This window comes from Oscillibacter sp. GMB15532 (assembly GCF_041020825.1).
Taxonomy (GTDB): Bacteria; Bacillota; Clostridia; order Oscillospirales; family Oscillospiraceae; genus Oscillibacter.
The window spans coordinates 115,040-132,102 of the sequence record NZ_JBEVTO010000004.1; the positions used below are offsets into that span (position 1 = coordinate 115,040).

A 17,063-nucleotide genomic window follows, 5' to 3' on the forward strand; every position below is an offset into this window, starting at 1 on the left:
CGTATTTTTTTGTATTTAGCTCTCCATGTGCTTGCCCATAAACGAGGCAATGGTCTGCGCCAGCTTATATTCCGTTTCCGAGACGGGAATCATGGGGCCCTGACCGACAAACACTACCGCACCCAGCAGATCGCCCTCCGACAAAATGGGGGCGGCCAGCAAAACCTGAAACTTCTCAACAGAGTCGCTTACCGGTATGGTGGGCTGGGCCGGGTCTGCCTGATAGACCTTGCGGGTTTCCATCTGTTCCTCCAGCTCCGGGGAGATGTGCTTGCCCATCAGCTCCCGCCGCCCGCCGCCGGCCACGGCCACGATGGTGTCCCGGTCGGTGACGGCGCAGATGGCGCCGGTGGACTTGCTGACGGACTCACAAAGCTGTCCGGCAAAATCCTCTACGCCGCCCAGCAGCGAGTATTTTTTAAAAATGACCTCGCCGTCCCGGCTGGTGTAAATCTCTAACGGGTCGCCGTTACTGATAAGATTGACATCAAAGACTTTGTCCGGCCTGTTTGGGCTGGACTGGGCAATTTGCAGAGAATGTTCCCCGCGCTTCATGAAATTACCGCCCCCCTCCACCAGGGACATGGCAGGAACCGCTTCCTCCTCTGCCCCGAGGGATACGTCCGCCCCTGCGGATTGCAAAATCGCGTCCACGTCGGCTTTGAGCTGAATCTCGATGTGGTCCTCAAAAATGTTGATGCGGTGAATCATCAGCTCCAGATCGTTTCGCTCCAGCTTTGGCTTTTTGAGAATGTCCTCAAATACATCCATGGCGGTTTTCGCGACGCGGTTTACCTGAATGATGGTGTTGCGCTTGTCCTCGGTCATGGAAATTTGGTTTTGCAGGCCTTCGATACGGCCCAGAAGGTCGCTCTCCAGCTCGTCATAGGTCTGCTCCAAAGCGTCCTCCTGCTCAGGGTGGCGCATAATGTCCCGGATGCGCTGACGCTTGGTGGCTTTCAGCTCCTCCTGAAGGTCCCTGAGAATCCCGCCGAGATGCTCCGCCGAGCGCTCTGTTTCGTCCACGTCCTCCCGCTCCCTCGCAAGGTCCTCGTTCAGCCGCTCCAGCATGGCGGCGGAGTGCTCACGCACCTTGCGGAGATAGGCCTTCATCACCTCGTCCAGTCGGTCCACCCGGATGTGGTGGCTGGTGCAGGCTTTCAACCCCCGCTTGTGATACTCCCCACAGCGGTAGGCATCCTTTAAATCCGGGCGGCTCATGGCGAACATGGGGGAACCGCAGTCGCCGCAGAAAAGGAACCCCGAGTAGATGTTGTCGTTGACCTTTACGCCCCGGTAGTTGGCTGTGGTGCGCTTTTCCCGCAGAGCCTTGGTGGTGGCAAAGGTGCGGTAGTCAACGATGGGCTGATGGTGGTTTTCAAACACCAGATGCTCCGATTCATCCCGTTTCAGTTCTCTGCCGTTGATTTTTTTGCGGGCGTACTTGCCCTGCCGCAGCGTACCGATATAAAAATCGTTGTCCAGAATGCCCTGCACGGTGACGATGCTCCACGTCGGCTTCACCTGACGGCGGTATTCTGCACCCTCTGCCTCCTTGCGGTCCCGCTCCGCCATGCGGGGGGTGGGGATGCCCTGCCCGGTGAGGTAATTGGCAATCTTTTTATAGCCCCAGCCGTCGTTGTAAAGGGAAAAGATATTACGCACGATATCTGCCTCGGTGGGAACGATTTCAAACAATTGCTGCTTGTTGACGATATAGCCGTAGGGTGCGGCGCAAATCCATTTCGCATCCGCCTGCCGCCGCCTGATGACGGATTTCACCTTTTTGCTGGTGTCCGTCACGGGCATTTCGTTGATGAGAAACTGAAATTGAATTTTCAGCCAGTCATCGTCGTTGGGAAAGTCCACGCCGTCCCCGATGGAGATAATGCGCACGCCCGCGTCTCTCAAGTCCTCCAGCTCCACCAGACCCCGGCTGTTCCGGCGGGAAAAACGGGAGAAGTCCTTAACCAGGAGAATGTCCTTCCGATGGGACAACAGCTCCCGTCGCAGGGCCTGATACCCCTCCCGCTGCTCAAAGGTATAGCCTGAGCGGTCCCGGTCCTCGTAGAAGGAGAGGGTGGAGCCGGGAAAGTGCTGGCGCACAAAGTCTGAGAGGATGTCCTTTTGGTTTTCAATGGAGGTGTTGTCCCGGTCCAGCTCTTCATCCACGGAAATGCGGCAATAGCCGGCAATGTCAAATCGCTCTGTCAATATAAATCACATCCGTAAAATTATAGATAGATAACATTGTATATCGGTTTTGGGAAATACGCAAGCAAAAAAGACCGGAAGAGCGTGGGCTCTGCCGGTTTTCTTTTTTTGCTGCTTGAAAACAAAGAAACCCGCAAGCGCCGGGTACGTGGGCGCGGGGGTTATATGCCTGTCGGCATAGACATCCACAATTTGGGAATACTCAATGCACCAAAGGCAATGATTCCGCATTGGGTAAAAATTAAAAGTATTGTTGTTGTTTACGCCAAAAGGCGGAATGTCAACACGCAAAGCACAAAGCCCCATGCGATTCTACGAAAGGAGACGGCGCGGATTGGAGATATGCGTTCGGTCCAATCAAAAGTTGGTGGAGGTCTGGCTGACCCGTGAGGAGCGGCAGGACACGGCCCTGCGGGAAGATCTGAAGATTCTGTATCAAACATACAGGGCAAAGAGCTTTCTCGTGGCGGTATTTCAGTCCGGCGGCCAAGGTCTTGCTGACGTTACCAGCGATCTTCTTTGTCACAACCGCAGGCGCCTGGCCCAATTGGAGTCCCGCGGGGCAGGCTGCCTGACGTGGAAAATCGACAAGCCGTGAGGAATCTCCTCACGGCATTTCTTTGCTCAAAGACAGCGTCAAAAAATTTGACAGGCAGCGTGTACGCGAGCGTACATGAATCCTCCTGAAACGATGTGACCATAAGACCCGTTTTTCGCCTTTCTGGAATTTGACTGATTTTTCTGTGGCAGGCGGGCTTCAAAAACGCGGCGGGGCCGACCCGCAGCGGCACATATCCGGCGTAAAGAGATCAAAAACACGCGCCGAGGACAAAGGAGGAACTTTTTTGGAACGGACAGGACAATATCAGCTCAGCCACTGGCAAAAATCGGATCGCATTCTGATGGACGACTTCAACGCCGACAACACCAAAATTGACGCGGCGCTGGCGGCAAATGCCGCCGCCATTTCGGCGGAAAAGGCCACCCGCGAAGCGGCCGCCGCTGCCGAGGAGGCTGCGCGCAAAAGTGCAGACGCGGCTGAAGAAGCCGGCCGCAGAAATGCCGACGCAGCCGAAGAAGCCGCACGCAAAAACGCGGACGCGGCCCTGCAAAGCAGTATCATTACCACAAACCCCATTGCCCGCGTAATGGACGTGATCACAACCGCTTCCGCAAATCAGGTCAACCTTACCATCGGAAATATTGACTGGAATGCATATGCCCAGGTGTTCTTTTATGCAGACATAAAAGGCGCTGGCGGAATGGCAATGACTGTGAATGGATGGACTGACAAAATCTATATGTCTACGCCCGGGGGCAGCACCATGACACTGGAATATCTTCTGTACGAGAACAGCCTTGCGACTGAGGGCTCCCTGTTTACCGGCACCATTCCGTGCGCCAAAAAGGGCTTTGGAATCAACTGGTCTTACACAAGCCGTTTTGGCATAGGCGCGACATACATCGGTCAGTCTTACGTTGCAAACAACTCATGGGTGAAGCCGCGCGGGGAGTATTCCACCCTGAATTTTACCACCAACGGACAGATATACGCAGGAAGCCGTTTTGTAATGATGGGGGTGAAGCTGTGAAAATTACAATTTTAAACGTGGCTCCCGACGGCACGCAGACGCTACTGGAAAAGGAGGTCCCGGAGGACTTTTTTGAAATCTCCTCCGTCCCCCCGCAGGAGGAAGCTCCCGGAGAATAAAAGATCAGAGAAGCCCCGCTCCTTTTGGAGCGGGGCTTCTCTGCTGATCAGGAGGGGCGGTCCGTACAATACGGACCGCTCCACCGTGTGTGCAAAAATTCGTGGCACCGCCAGAATGTGGCGCAGAGACGACAGGGAAGGCCCTGTCAGGTCTTTAGCTTTTCGCCGTTTACCGCCCGAAATACAGTCATCAGCAGAATTTTCATATCGAACAGAAGACTCCAGTTCTCAATGTAATAGAGGTCGTGTTCGATGCGCCCCTCAATGGACGTGTCACCGCGAAAGCCGCAAACCTGCGCCCAGCCGGTGATGCCGGGGCGCACCTGATGCTTGACCATGTAGCGGGGAATATTCTCCCGGAACTGCTCCACAAAGTGGGGCACCTCCGGACGGGGGCCTACCAGAGACATGTCACCCTTGAGGACATTGAAAAACTGGGGCAGCTCGTCAATAGAAAGCTTGCGAATCAATGAGCCGAACCGGGTTTTCCGGGGATCGGCATTGGTGCTCCAGCCGGTGGTTTCCTTTGCGTTGACCCGCATGGAGCGGAATTTATACATTTTAAAGGACTTTTTATTGCGTCCCACCCGCTCCTGCCGGAACAAAATGGGGCCCGGGGAGCTGAGTTTCACACCGATGGCCGCAAATATCATCAGCGGCGAGGTCAGGATAATTAAGACCAACGCGCCCAGAATATCCTCCGCCCGCTTCAAAAAGGCGTTCCCCAAATTGTCCAGCGGGATGCGCCGCAGGTTGATGAGGGGCAGTCCGTCCAGATTATCCACCTGAGGATTGCTGGGCAAATGCGCGGCGTAGAAGGGAATAATGGACGTTTTTGTTCCGGTTTTTTCGCAGACGGAAATCAGCCTTGGCATCTGCCCGTTGTCCGTTCCGGGAATTGCCAGCACCACCTCGTCGGGCTTGCGCCGGTTGAGCAGGTCCTCCAGCCCATCATAGTCGCCCAAAAGAGGAAGCGTGCCCCACGGGCCACCGTCGGATACAACCCCGTCCACTAAAAAGCCGAGATTTTTCTGCGCCATTACTTTTTTAATATAATTTTCCGCCACAGGGCCGCTGCCCACCAGCACCACATGCTTGAGATTATAGCCTTTGGCCCGAAAGCGGTGCAGCAGCAGCCGCAAAAAAGCCCGCTTTGACAAAAGAAGCCCGCTTGTAAAGCAGAAAAACAGAACCAGCGTCCAGCGGGACATATTGTTCAGATGAAATATAAACAGAATCGCCACCAGCAGTGCGGTGTCCATGGCAGTGACGCTTAAAAGCCGCGCGGCCTCCCGGTGAAAGCGGATGGAGCGATAGGACTCGTACAGTCCCGCCATAGCGTAGCTCAACAGGCACAGTGCCGCAGCCGCCCCACCCAATGCAACATAATAGGAAAAGGGAATGCCCTCAATGCCGCCCAAAAGAGAAAAGCGCACCCAATAGGCCAGCAGCATGGAGACAAACACCAGCACCCCGTCAGACAGGACGTGCAATTGGTTCAGCAGCCGCTGGTTCTCCTTAATCATTCCAAAATCCTCCCAAAACCGACATTTTACGCGCATTTGATTGTACCCCGGAAGCGGACTTCTGTCAACCGGCGCGGGCTTCGCGGTTTCCCGTAGAATAGTAAAAGCGGCAGCCTCCATTTCGGATGGCTGCCGCTTTTTTATTAAATTCCAAAAAATGCGGGCGTTATTTGAGAGAGTCCAGATAGGTCTGGGCCCGACCGTACAGGGTGATGGGTTGGAGAAGATAGTCGTTGGCCTCCTGAAACTGCAACGCAATGCCCAAAGACAGCTCCCGAAATTCCGGCGTACCGTCGTCCTGCTCCGCCAGAAGTGTGAGCGCATACTGCCACGCCCCTGTCCGTGCCCGGTTGAACGCAAGGTGGCGGGAGAGGGAGGCAAACGCACTCTGGGGAATGTGGTTTTCAAAAAAGTATTCCGCGAGGTAGTCCGGGTCCGTATTTCCAACTCGGGTATAGGCAGATGCATACAGGCCTGCCTGATTCTGAATGTCCTCGTCGTCGGACTGGTCGCTGTAATAGATATAGGCCTGAATGGCGTCCTGACGGCTGAAGGGGTCGCTGCCAACGGCGCTGTCAAGCCGCTGGAAAACGGTGCCCTGTCCGAACATCATGTCGTTGTCCGCCCGCAGGTGGTTCAGGAGAAGCCCGCTCCAGACCGTTGTAATTGCAAGGGCGGAAAACAGCAGGGCCTTGCGGGCCGCCGTATTTGCCGCGGGGAGAGATTGCGCGTTCAAGGGTGCTTTTGCGGCGGCTTTCTTCTCCTTCGGCTCCGCAGCTGCGGCGGTTTCCATGGCGGGGACCTTCGCCGGTTCCGGGGCGGACTGCGTGCAGTGGACGGCGATTCCCGCCCAGATGCAGAACATCAGTGACAAGAACGAACTGAGGGAAAAGGCGGCCTGATTGACTGCCTGGAGCGCGGCAAAGCCTGTCGCCGCAAACAGAGCGGGAGCCAGAGGTGCGCCCCGCTTCCGACCTGCCAGCGCCGACCAAAAGGAGGCGGCCAGCACGCCCGCAAACAGGACAAGGCCGATCACTCCGGCATCCGCCAGCGTCTGGACATAGTGGTTGTGAACATACCGGCTCTGGTACTCAAACCGGGCCACGGAGTAAAGACCCGCTTCCACTGCGCCAAGTCCTTCGCCCAAGAGGGGGGACTTTTCCCAGATACGCAGACCGTCCTGCCAGAATTCCGTCCGCTGGACGGAGTTTTGATTGGCCCAGAGGCCCTGAAGCCGGTTTGCCATGAAGCCCGGCAGCAGCTTATAATGAAGCTTCAGGCTTCCGTTCTCCGGTCCGGCATAGGAAAGCTGCTCCACCGTCCCGCCCTCGGGCACAGAGACGGCGAACCAGACTGCCTCCGTCCCCTCCGGTACGGTAAAGGACCCGCCGTCGGCCGCACCGTCGTAAAGCACGGTGGAGGTATGGAGAATCAGATCGGTTTCGTTCTGGGAGGTGACGCGCACTGAGGCGGTTCCGCTGCCCGGGGCGGAAAGGGTGTACCCCCCAGCGGGGAGATCTGCCGCCCGGTTCAAAATCTCGCCCGGCGCCAGCGCCGCCGGACCGGTGAGCTGAAACGCCAAAACACCGTACACCGCCCCGCAGAGCACCAGCGCTCCCGCCACGCCGAGCGACAGCGCCTTGTGGCGGGAAAGGACTGTGCAGATTCGCTGGGACAAAAGCCCGTCCAGCGCCGCAAGGCCCGCGGAACCCACCAGTGCCCCCAGCAGGGGAACGAGGGAAAATTGCTTGGTTCCGTCAAACACGGAGACATACACAGCCATGACCCCAAGCATGGTGACCGCCAGTGTCTCCACCATTAAAACGGCGGCGGGAAGCTTCTCCCCCTTGGGTACCGCCAGCAGAAACAGCACGAACGCGGCCGAGATAAAGCCCATTGCACCGAGGCTGAAAGCCAGAACAAAGCCCAGTGCCGACAGGAACAGGCACACTGCGTGAAACGCCCGCTCCCTCCCGTGACTGCTCAGGGCCAGACCCAGCGCCAGCAGCACGCCCAGACCCGTTACACTGGCAAAGGTGTTGCCGTCGGCCAGAAGGGAGGTGATGCGGGTCCCTGTCTCAAGGCCGGAGTTAACGCTGTAATCCTGCGTAAACATCTCCACGATACTGCGAAACACGCCGGAAAACCAATGGGTGGATACCAGATCAATGCTTAAAAAAGAAAACAGGGCGGAGACGGCGGAAACGGCGGAAATTGCGTTCCGGCCCGCGCTTTTCCCACTTCCGGCGGTAAAGACAATCAGCAGGAACAGCAAAAATCCCGCCAGAATCTTTGTAAACTCCTTTAAAGCCAGCACGGGGTAGGGACTGCGGAAGCAGGCCGCGCCCGCCCACAGCACATACAGCGTCACCGCCAGAAAGAGAAGACCCAGACGCGGGGACATGGGTCGCTTACGCACCAGCACCGCCGTCAGCAGCGCACCCAGCCCCAACAGGATGCACAGCACCGTCACGGATTCCTGCGCGGTGAGCGTCACCAGCAGAAACAGCGCCCCGGCAAACAGGGCAAGGCTCCGCTGGTCACAAAGCTCCTCAGGCAGTGCACCGGCTGCACCCAGCGCGTAAAGCAGGGATTTCTTCTTTGTATTTTTCATCCATCAGACCTCCGGTTTTGCGTTTTTAAAATATGTATACCGCCCGACCTCAACGCCCGGCGTGTTGGGCTGTTCCTGCGAAGACAGGATTCCGCTTTGCCCCGCCGGGTACGACGGATAGGTATGCGGACATCACCTGTGGTAAAACCTCCTCCAGACCATAGGGCATGACCGCCTCACGGGCCTGTGCCCCCAGCTCCCGCCGCAGGTCCGCGTCCTCAATCAGCCGGAGAAGCTGCGCGGCGCAGGCCGCCGCGTCTCCGTAAGGATATAGAAGTCCCCCACCACGGGCGAGCAAATCCGTGTGCCCTTTCACCGCGCTGGCCGTCACCGGAAGTCCGGCGTACATGGCCTCCATCACATTAAAGGGAAGCCCCTCCGACCGGCTGGCGGAAACCGCCAGATCGGCGGCGGCATACCACCGGGGCATGTCCGGCTCCGAGCCGGGGAAAAATACCCGGTCTTCAACCCCTAGGTGCTTTGCAAGCGCTTTACATTCTTCCAGCAGCGTGCCCTGCCCCGGAAGGGCCAGCTTCACCCGCTCCGGCAGCAGTGCCATGGCTTGGAGCAGTACGGACTGGGACTTCCGGGCGGAAAATTCCGCCGCGTAAACCGCAAGAAGTTCATCCGGGGCAAGCCCCAGTTCCCGCCGCAGCAACCCGCCGTCGGCCTCCCGGCCCTCCAGCCGGGAAAAATCCACCCCCATACCGGGTAAATTCTCCACCCGCTGTCCCAGCTTTTTTTTCTGCGCCAGTTCATAGTCCCACTGGTTCATGGCCAGAAGCAGGTCAGTTTGCGGAGCGGTCAGCCGCTCTGCCGCGAGAAAAATTTCCCGCTTAAGGGGCGCTGTCCTGTCATCGAATAAATACCCGTGGGCCACGGTGACAAGGGGCGGTCTGCCCGCCGCGCCCAGTCCCGCCGCCGCGCGGCGGGTGAAAAACGCCGCCAGTGACGTGTGGGCCACCACAAGGCTATATTCCTTCTCTTTCATGGCGCGGCGAAGAAGTGCCTGCGCGCGGAAATTGGCCGGGGAGGTCATCCTCTTTTCAAAGGGAAGAGAAAGCGTCTGGTCCGCTTCCGGAATTTCCATGCCTGCTCCGCCGCAGGCAATGTGAACCTCCCACCCTAAATCGCGGAACGCCGCCAGATAGGGCCGGTGGAAATTGTAAAGGTGAGAATATGTAGACGCGGTAAACAGTACGGCTTCGGACACGGCGGCCTCCCTTCGGCGCTTCGCGGCTTTCTTACAAAACTCTATTATATTTGACTCCCCCTGTTTATTCAAGTGGGATTGGGTGAAAAGAAGAATTTACTTTCCGTCCGCAGGAAAAATCCGCCGCCTGCGGCTGTGTTACAAGATTGTTACAAATGCGCAAAGCTATTGCGCCGTCAAAAAATATCTGCTAGAATCCAACATGAACAAACGAGGGGGCTCTCCTTTCCCGGAGCAGATACGGGACCGGCTAGCCACGGTATGTGCGCCGGGCGAAGAAAGACCCATTCGGACGTTCAACATTAAATGTCGCGGAAACCGGACCTGTGCAAGGAGATAGCGCAGGTCCCGAAACCAACGGTTTAGGGGACCGGCGTGGGTCCCGGGGCGCAGGGCTTCGGCGAAAGCGGCAAATTTTTAAGGAGGAAAATCCATGAAGAAGTTCCTTTCTCTGGTAATGGCTCTGGTTATGACCATGTCTTTGGTCACCATCGGCGCCGGCGCCACCGAGTACAAGGACTTCACCGACAAGGGTGAGGTTCAGTACGAGGAAGCAGTTGCGGTTCTCAACAAGCTCGGTATCATCACCGGCTATGAGGGCGGCGACTTTAAGCCCACTGGGGCTCTGACCCGCGGTGCTGCCGCCAAGATCATCGTTTCTCTGATGATCGGTTCCGAGGCCGCCGGTTCCCTGCAGGTCTCTGCCGCTCCTTACAAGGATGTGCCCGTGACCAACACCTTTGCCGCAGTCATCTCTTACTGCAAGACTGCCGGCTACATCAACGGCTACTCTGACGGCACCTTCCGTCCCACCGGCGCCCTGACCGGCTTCGCCTTCGCGAAGATGCTGCTGGGCGCTCTGGGCTATAAGGGCGACGTTGAGGGCTTCTCCGGCTCCGGCTGGACCATGAAGGTCGCTTCTGTCGGCTCTGTTGCCGGCCTGTACAACGACTTCGTGACTCCCTTCTCCGGCAACGCCGGCGTGACCCGTGAGCAGGCCTGCCAGCTGGCGCTGAACACTCTGAAGGCCACCAAGGTGGAGTACAAGGGCGACAACATCAACGTCTCCACCGGCGACGCGAATGTGTCCATCACCAACCAGAACCACACCGATGTTGTCAACAGTAGCAAGACTGACGGCAATATCTGGAAGGATTCTGCCAACAACGGTTACAATGCGCCTAAGGACGGCAAGATGCAGTTTGCCGAGCAGCACTTCACCGACCTGAAGCAGGTTGGCTCCGGTACTGAAGATAAGTACGGCCATCCCGCCAATCAGTGGAGCTACAAGAACGTCACCATTGGCAAGTATGCCAAGACTGCCGACTTCACCTTCACCGCTGGCACTTCTGGCAACACCGACAGCGACAAGCTGAAGAATCTGGGCCTGGATGGCTACAAGGTTACCGATGATACCAACATCCGTGTGAACGGCCTGACCGACAGCTTCACCGCTGTGTTTGCCGCGTTCACCGCAGCTAACGATGATGAAGCCAAGATCAACAAGTATTCTGCCGATCTTGGCAGATTCTTGGGCCTGTTCGGCAACGGCACCAAGGTTGAGATTTATGTGGGCGATATTGCCGATGTGATTTCTGACATCGTGGTTACCAAGACCGAAATCGTTGAGATCAGCACCGTCACCAGCAAGAACATCACTGTGAAGCAGGCTGAGAATGCTCCCTTCACCGGTTACTCTGCTGTGAAGGACGACGACGACGCATTTGCGGCTCTCTCCGCTATGAAGTCCGGCGACTATGCACTGGTCACTCCTCTGAAGGACGGCAGCACTGTGGTTGACACCGCCGCCGCTCCCACCGTGGTCACTGGCGCTCTGACCGGCATCACCAACAGCAGCTCCAACAAGCTGAACGGCGTGATTGTGGGCGGAACCACCTATAAGCTGGCTGCCAACCGCGATATCGATTCTCTGCCCGATACCGGCCTGAATTCCGATACCGTGAAGAACTCCAAGAATGACGTCACCCTGCACCTGGATCAGTACGGCTATGTCATGCTGATGGAAGACGCCGGTTCTACCAGCGAGTTCTTCATCTATGCGGCCAATGGCTCCATGATGTCCGGCAACCGTGTTCTGAACACTGTTATCGGCTATGACTTCTCCGGCAACGAGATCGAGCTGAACATTGGTAATGACTCTTATCCCACTACGGGCAACACCGCACACTTTGGCGACATCCTGACCTACACTAGCACCGGTGCTTCCAGCAAGGCCGACTATGCGGTCTCTAAGGTTGCATATAATGCCACCGACAAGACCAAGGGCTTTGTGTCTCTTGGCAACTATGCCTACTCTGTGAGTTCCAGCACCACCAGCATTGCTGGCTATACTGTTGCCAGCGATGTGAAGACCATCTTTGTCAACTGGGACAACGACACCATGAACGTTGATGACCAGACCAACAACACCACCGTTGAGGTCAAGAACGTCTCCGTCGTCAACGGTGTGGCAAAGGCCACCGCCGCCGAGTTGAAGAATGCACAGGTGTACCTGAACAAGGACGGTGTTGTCAAGGCTATCGTTATCATGGATGAGTCCCAGTCCGCTGTCAGCGACAAGGTCATGTTCATTGAGAACGTGAAGGTCTATGGCTCCGGCACCAACGGCAACACCTACACCTACAATGCTTGGATTGACGGTACCCCCGATGTGGAAGTGCAGTCCACCGACAGTGTGACCACCGGCCAGTTTGCCACCTATGTGGAGAAGGCTGACGGCACCTACACTCTGCGCACTGTGAACGGCACTACCAGTGCAACTTCTTCCTTCACTGTGAAGCTGAAGTTCAACGGTACTGCTCTCACCGCCATTAACGGTAACAATGAGAACCTGATCTATAATTTGGGTAATGCTACGGAAGTTAAGGTATACAACGCTGCCGGTGCCGATGTCAGTGCTACGCTTAATACAGAGCCTGGTATGCTGAATCTGGCTGGCGCTGTGTGGGCCGATCTGACCGAGCGCGGCTTTGCCTCCGGCAAGAGCTTGGCTGACTTCCCTGCCGAAGAGTATCCCACCGGCAAGGACGTGATTGAGCTGCGGATTATCATGAACAACAATACTAACGCTGAGAGCCAGTACAAGATTTCTCAGGTCGTGGTTGTTGGTTTCACCAACGCTCTCTAATTCCTGACTGACTGAGAACTTCGGTTTTTTGTTAGAAAAAGGCCCGCCCTGAAAGGGGCGGGCCTTTTTGTGCTAAACGTTAGCGGACAACGTTTTTAGCTGTTTCGGAGAATCTGTTTCAGTCAATTAAGGGGCATAAAATTTCCCGTATGCGGGGTATTACCCACTCTTTTTTCTGCGCGGACTTTGCGCGGCAGTCAATGGGCTTCCGATTTTTTAAAAGTCTTACAGGGGCGGGGTACGGGGTGGCTCGCCCATTCCGGCGCGGCTTGCTCGCTTTTATCCGGGGCTTTCCTTGCTCTGAAAAACGTGGTACAATATTTGGAGAAAAAAGGCATGACCCGTTTGTGCCTAACCTAAAAGCCCGCCGCGCTTTTTAAGCATTGCCGCGCAGGTGAAACGGAGGAAAGAGCAATGGCAATTTTGGTTCTGGGGGGCGCGGGTTATATCGGTTCCCACACTGCACTGGCCCTTTTAAATGCGGGCCGGGACGTGGTGGTGGCTGACAGTCTGAAAACCGGATTTCGGGCGGCGGTGCCCCCGGCGGCCCGATTTTATCAGGGAGACATCCGGGATCGGTGCTTTTGCGATTCCCTCTTTGAGCGGGAGCAGATTGACGGGGTGATTCACTTTGCGGCCAGCTCCCTTGTGGGCGAGAGTATGAGCGTCCCCCTGCGGTATTACGACAACAATCTGGGGGGGACACGGGTCCTGCTGGAGAGCATGACGGCCCACGGTGTGCGGGATATCGTGTTTTCCTCCTCCGCCGCCGTGTACGGCGAGCCGGAGCGAGTTCCGATTTCCGAGACGGACAGGACGCTTCCCACCAATTGTTACGGTGATACAAAACTTGCCATAGAGCGGATGATGAAATGGACAGCGTCCGCCCACGGCCTGCGCTACGTCGCCCTGCGGTATTTCAACGCCTGCGGGGCGCAGCCCGGAGGTAGGATGGGCGAGGCTCACGACCCGGAGACGCATTTGATTCCCCTGCTGTTGCAGGTGGCAAACGGCAGGAGAGAGCAAGTTTTTATCTTCGGGGACGACTATCCCACCCCCGACGGCACTTGCATCCGGGATTATGTGCACGTCTGCGATTTGGCCCGGGCCCACATCCTGGCGCTGGACTATCTGGCGGCCGGTGGGGAGAGCGGCGCGTTCAACCTGGGAAGCGGTGCTGGGTTTTCTGTTTTGCAAGTCCTGGAGGAGGCCCGCCGCGTCACCGGGTACTCCATCCCGGCTCAGATTCGGCCCCGTAGGGCGGGGGACCCGGCGCGGTTAGTGGCCTCAGCGGACCGGGCGCGGGCAGCGCTGGGCTGGGTGCCGGAGTACGGCGATTTGCGCGTTATTCTCCAAACCGCGTGGGACTGGCACCATACCCATCCGGACGGCTATGGAGAGTAAATGCTCTGACAAGAGAAAAGTCGGTTTGGCTTTGCAGGCGGGTTTCCCGCCATACACGTAGCCTAAAATTAAAAAAACCGCGCCGGATTAAAAATCGACCGGCGCGGTTTTATGTATTTAAACTCCCATCCGCCGGGAGAGGGCCAGCAAGCCTTCACAAAACCTCTGCCACTGCGTCAATGTTATCAATAACGGGTCGCCCTCCCGAATGCGCATGGTGCGGCGAATTTCCTTTGGAATGACCACTCGGCCCAGATCGTCAATGCGGCGTACAATTCCAGTTGCTTTCATCTATAAATTCCTCCTAAGGCATCATTTGGACAGGTGGCCATAGTATCCGCAGGATTTGTTTCCCTATGCGGATGGATTTACTGGAACTGTCTGGAAATGTACTCTGATTTTGAAAAAGATGCGCAAGACCAAGTGTAGGCTGGCAATAAAAAAGCGGGGATACGGTGGCAAAATGAAAAGAAAAAGCTTCCATCCGTGTGCAGTATGGCACACGAATGGAAGCGATGTAAGCAAAGACGCGAATGAGCAAGCCCGGTCGTCTGCCTCGTGTATCGCAGCGGTTTGCGCCGCTGCGGTACACATTTTTTATTGAATTAAACCAACAGCTCGCACACAAGGTCCGTGTAGCCCGAGGGGTCCTCCAGCGGCAGCCCCGCGATGAGCAGCGCCTGATTGAACAGGAGGGCTGCGTATTTTTTTGCCTTTTCCGGGTCGTCCGTTACGGCCTTTTCCAGCGCGGCAAAAACGGGATGAGACGTGTTCAGCTCCAAAATACGGTCTGCCTTCAACTTTTGCTCCGGCTGCACGGCGGCAAAATATTTCTCCATCTCAAAGCTCAGCCCCGGCCCGGCGGTCAGGCAGACAGGATGGGATTTCAGAATCTTAGAGGACTTGACCTCTTTTATCTGCTCCCCCAGCGCTTCCTTCACAAAGTCGAACACAGCTTTGTGGTCGGGTTCCTCAGTCTCCTCGGGCGCTTCCTCGCTTTCCGGCTTGGGGGCAGCCTCCCCGGAGAGGGCGGAGAGGAACTTTTTCTCCTGATAGGTCATCAGCGCCTGGGCGGCAAATTCGTCCACATCCTCGGTAAAGAACAAAATCTCCGTCCCCGCGTCTTTGAGTGCTTCAAGCTGGGGAAGACGGTCAATGGCTTCCACCGTTTCGCCTGCGGCGTAGTAGATGCTCTCCTGTCCCTCCGCCATGCGGGAGACGTAATCCGCCAGAGACACGGGCTTTTTCTCCGTGGAGGAGTAAAACAGCAGCAGGTCCTGAAGCTCGTCTTTTTTTGCGCCGTAGTCGGAAACCACGCCGAATTTCAGCTGGCGGCCGAAGTTTTTCCAGAACTTTGCGTATTCCTCCGGTTCGTCCTTCATCATTTTCTGAAGGTCTGCCCGGATTTTCTTGTCCAGATTGGCGGCGATGACCTTTAGCTGCCGGTCGTGCTGCAAAAGCTCCCGGGAGATATTCAGACTCAGGTCAGCGGAGTCCACCACGCCCCGGACAAAGCGGAAATGCTCCGGCAGCAGATCCGAGCACTTTTCCATAATCAAAACGCCGTTGGAATAGAGCTGTAAGCCCGCCTCAAAGTCCTTGGAATAGTAGTTGAAGGGCTGCTGTGAAGGCACAAACAGCAGCGCCCGATAAGTCACCGCTCCCTCGGCAGACACGGCAATCACCCGCTGCGGCTCTGCGTAATCGTTGAACTTATCCCGGTAGAACTTGTCATATTCCTCTTTTTTTACCTTGGACTTCTGCCGCTGCCACAGGGGAACCATGGAGTTGAGCGTTTCCACCTCCGTATAGGTTTCGTACTCCGGATGATCCTCGGGAGAATCTTCCTTTTTGCGGGTTTTGCTGACCTCCATGCGGATGGGGAAGCGGATGTAATCGGAGTATTTGCGCACCAGCTCCTGAAGACGCCAGCCCTCTAAGAATTCGCTGAATTTCTCGTCGTCTGTGTCGGGGCGCAGGTGCATAATCACGTCGGTGCCGAAGCTTTCCCGCTCGCACTCCGTAACGGTGTACCCGTCCGCACCGGAGGACTGCCACAGATACGCCGTGTCGGAGCCGTATTTCTTTGTTACCACCGAAATGTGGTCGGCCACCATAAACGCGGAGTAAAAGCCCACGCCGAACTGTCCGATGACGTCTGCATTTTTGGTGTCGTCCCCCACCTCCTGGCGGAACTGGAAGGTGCCGGAGGAGGCGATGACCCCCAAATTGCTCTCAAGGTCTTCTTTGTCCATACCGATGCCGTTGTCGGACACGGTGAGAATGCGTCCGGTCTTGTCCGCCTTGATTTCAATTTTGAAATCCTTGCGCCCAAGACCCACGTCCTGATCTGTCAGCGCCCGGTAGCACAGCTTGTCGCAGGCGTCGCTGGCGTTGGAAATGATCTCCCGGAGAAAAATTTCGTGGTGGGTGTAGATGGAGTTCACCATCAAATCGAGAAGTCGCTTAGACTCCGCCTTGAATTGTCTCTTTGCCATGGATGATACACTCCTTTTTCATTTTTCAAAACGACATCATTATAGCATCGCCTCGCTGAAAAAGGAATATCAAATTTTAAATTTGCATTTAAAATGAACGCAAAAGCTTGCCAAAAAACCTGCGCAAAGCTTTAAAACGGAAAAAGAAGTAACCAAATTGTAAATTCGGAGCGGAAAGAGTTGTGAAGAGAAAAAATTGCGAGTAGAATATATGGGATCCCGGATGGGATATGTTGTTTTGAAAAGGAGCCTTCCTCTATGGGATTTGTGCAGAGGCTGCGAGGCGGTCTGGCCCGCATGATGTACGGGCGAAACGGCGCGGACCGGCTGGGTCTGGTGACGATTTGGACTTCGCTGGGCCTGAACATTGTCTCCGCCCTCTTTCGGGGGCGGGTGGACGTGGTGAGCGTGGTGCTTTATTGGGCGTCCATGGCCTTGGCGGTCTGGGCGATTTTCCGGATGTTTTCCAAGAATCTCTACAAACGCAGGGAGGAGAACAGCCGCTTTCTGCGGCTGTGGTGGAGCCTGCGCAACGGCCACAAGAATGCCAAGGAGCGCCGGGCCGACACAGAGCATAAATACTTCACCTGCAAGAAGTGCAAAACTATCTGCCGTGTTCCAGTGGGCAAGGGCAAGGTGGAGATCACCTGCCCCAAGTGCGGAGCCACAATCAGCGGAAAAACCTGAATTCAGAGGACAGCCGTCTTTGGCGGCTGCCCTCTGTCGTTTTTTGGG

The 17,063-nt window shown here is 56.3% G+C and carries 11 protein-coding genes and 1 pseudogene; 6 read left to right on the plus strand and 6 right to left on the minus strand.

Translation table 11 applies throughout. The annotated features are described in order from the left end of the window. Window positions 1-15: 15 nt before the first annotated feature. Entirely contained in the window at window positions 16-2,214 is a 2,199-nt protein-coding gene (locus ABVS15_RS06260; protein ID WP_369282885.1) for a stage V sporulation T C-terminal domain-containing protein, read from the minus strand. Between the two features lie 334 nt (window positions 2,215-2,548). Between ABVS15_RS06260 and ABVS15_RS06265 the strand changes: the two genes are divergently transcribed. The 3 genes from ABVS15_RS06265 to ABVS15_RS06275 all read left to right on the plus strand — a co-directional run bounded on the left by ABVS15_RS06265 (window position 2,549) and on the right by ABVS15_RS06275 (window position 3,925). Then, window positions 2,549-2,812 (plus strand): hypothetical protein, encoded by a 264-nt coding sequence (locus ABVS15_RS06265; RefSeq protein WP_369282886.1) that lies wholly within the window; start codon window positions 2,549-2,551, stop codon window positions 2,810-2,812. Between the two features lie 247 nt (window positions 2,813-3,059). Continuing rightward, the gene (locus tag ABVS15_RS06270) at window positions 3,060-3,806 is read left to right on the plus strand and encodes a hypothetical protein (RefSeq protein WP_369282887.1); all 747 of its coding nucleotides are present in this window, start codon (window positions 3,060-3,062) and stop codon (window positions 3,804-3,806) included. Next, complete coding sequence (locus tag ABVS15_RS06275; protein WP_369282888.1) at window positions 3,803-3,925, plus strand: hypothetical protein; 123 nt, start codon at window positions 3,803-3,805, stop codon at window positions 3,923-3,925. Before ABVS15_RS06270 ends, ABVS15_RS06275 begins: the two co-directional genes overlap by 4 nt. Window positions 3,926-4,071: 146 nt before the next feature. Here ABVS15_RS06275 and ABVS15_RS06280 read toward each other — a convergent pair whose 3' ends face one another. From ABVS15_RS06280 to ABVS15_RS06290, 3 genes are all read right to left on the minus strand, one after another. Continuing rightward, window positions 4,072-5,451 (minus strand): undecaprenyl-phosphate glucose phosphotransferase, encoded by a 1,380-nt coding sequence (locus tag ABVS15_RS06280; protein ID WP_369282889.1) that lies wholly within the window; start codon window positions 5,449-5,451, stop codon window positions 4,072-4,074. 166 nt (window positions 5,452-5,617) lie between these two features. After that, window positions 5,618-8,065, minus strand: coding sequence for an O-antigen ligase family protein (locus tag ABVS15_RS06285; protein ID WP_369282890.1), 2,448 nt, complete (start codon window positions 8,063-8,065; stop codon window positions 5,618-5,620). Between the two features lie 49 nt (window positions 8,066-8,114). After that, complete coding sequence (locus tag ABVS15_RS06290) at window positions 8,115-9,278, minus strand: glycosyltransferase (RefSeq protein ID WP_369282891.1); 1,164 nt, start codon at window positions 9,276-9,278, stop codon at window positions 8,115-8,117. Between the two features lie 433 nt (window positions 9,279-9,711). On the opposite strand from ABVS15_RS06290, the gene ABVS15_RS06295 reads away from it, so the two are divergent. Both ABVS15_RS06295 and galE read left to right on the plus strand, forming a co-directional pair. Continuing rightward, a complete protein-coding gene (locus ABVS15_RS06295; RefSeq protein WP_369282892.1) occupies window positions 9,712-12,426 on the plus strand; it encodes an S-layer homology domain-containing protein in 2,715 nt (904 codons plus the stop codon). A 414-nt stretch (window positions 12,427-12,840) separates the two neighbouring features. Next, window positions 12,841-13,830: a UDP-glucose 4-epimerase GalE gene (gene galE, locus ABVS15_RS06300; RefSeq protein ID WP_369282893.1), complete on the plus strand. Its 990-nt coding sequence runs from the start codon at window positions 12,841-12,843 to the stop codon at window positions 13,828-13,830. Between the two features lie 183 nt (window positions 13,831-14,013). Here the strand turns inward: galE and ABVS15_RS06305 are convergent. Further along, window positions 14,014-14,121: pseudogene (locus tag ABVS15_RS06305) on the minus strand (AbrB/MazE/SpoVT family DNA-binding domain-containing protein); the annotation flags it as partial. A gap of 314 nt (window positions 14,122-14,435) precedes the next feature. Next, window positions 14,436-16,328 carry a molecular chaperone HtpG gene (htpG, locus tag ABVS15_RS06310; protein ID WP_369282894.1) on the minus strand — a complete coding sequence of 631 codons (1,893 nt, stop codon included), beginning with the start codon at window positions 16,326-16,328 and terminating at the stop codon, window positions 14,436-14,438. A 258-nt stretch (window positions 16,329-16,586) separates the two neighbouring features. Between htpG and ABVS15_RS06315 the strand changes: the two genes are divergently transcribed. Beyond that, the gene (locus ABVS15_RS06315) at window positions 16,587-17,015 is read left to right on the plus strand and encodes a hypothetical protein (protein WP_369282895.1); all 429 of its coding nucleotides are present in this window, start codon (window positions 16,587-16,589) and stop codon (window positions 17,013-17,015) included. Window positions 17,016-17,063 lie beyond the last annotated feature (48 nt).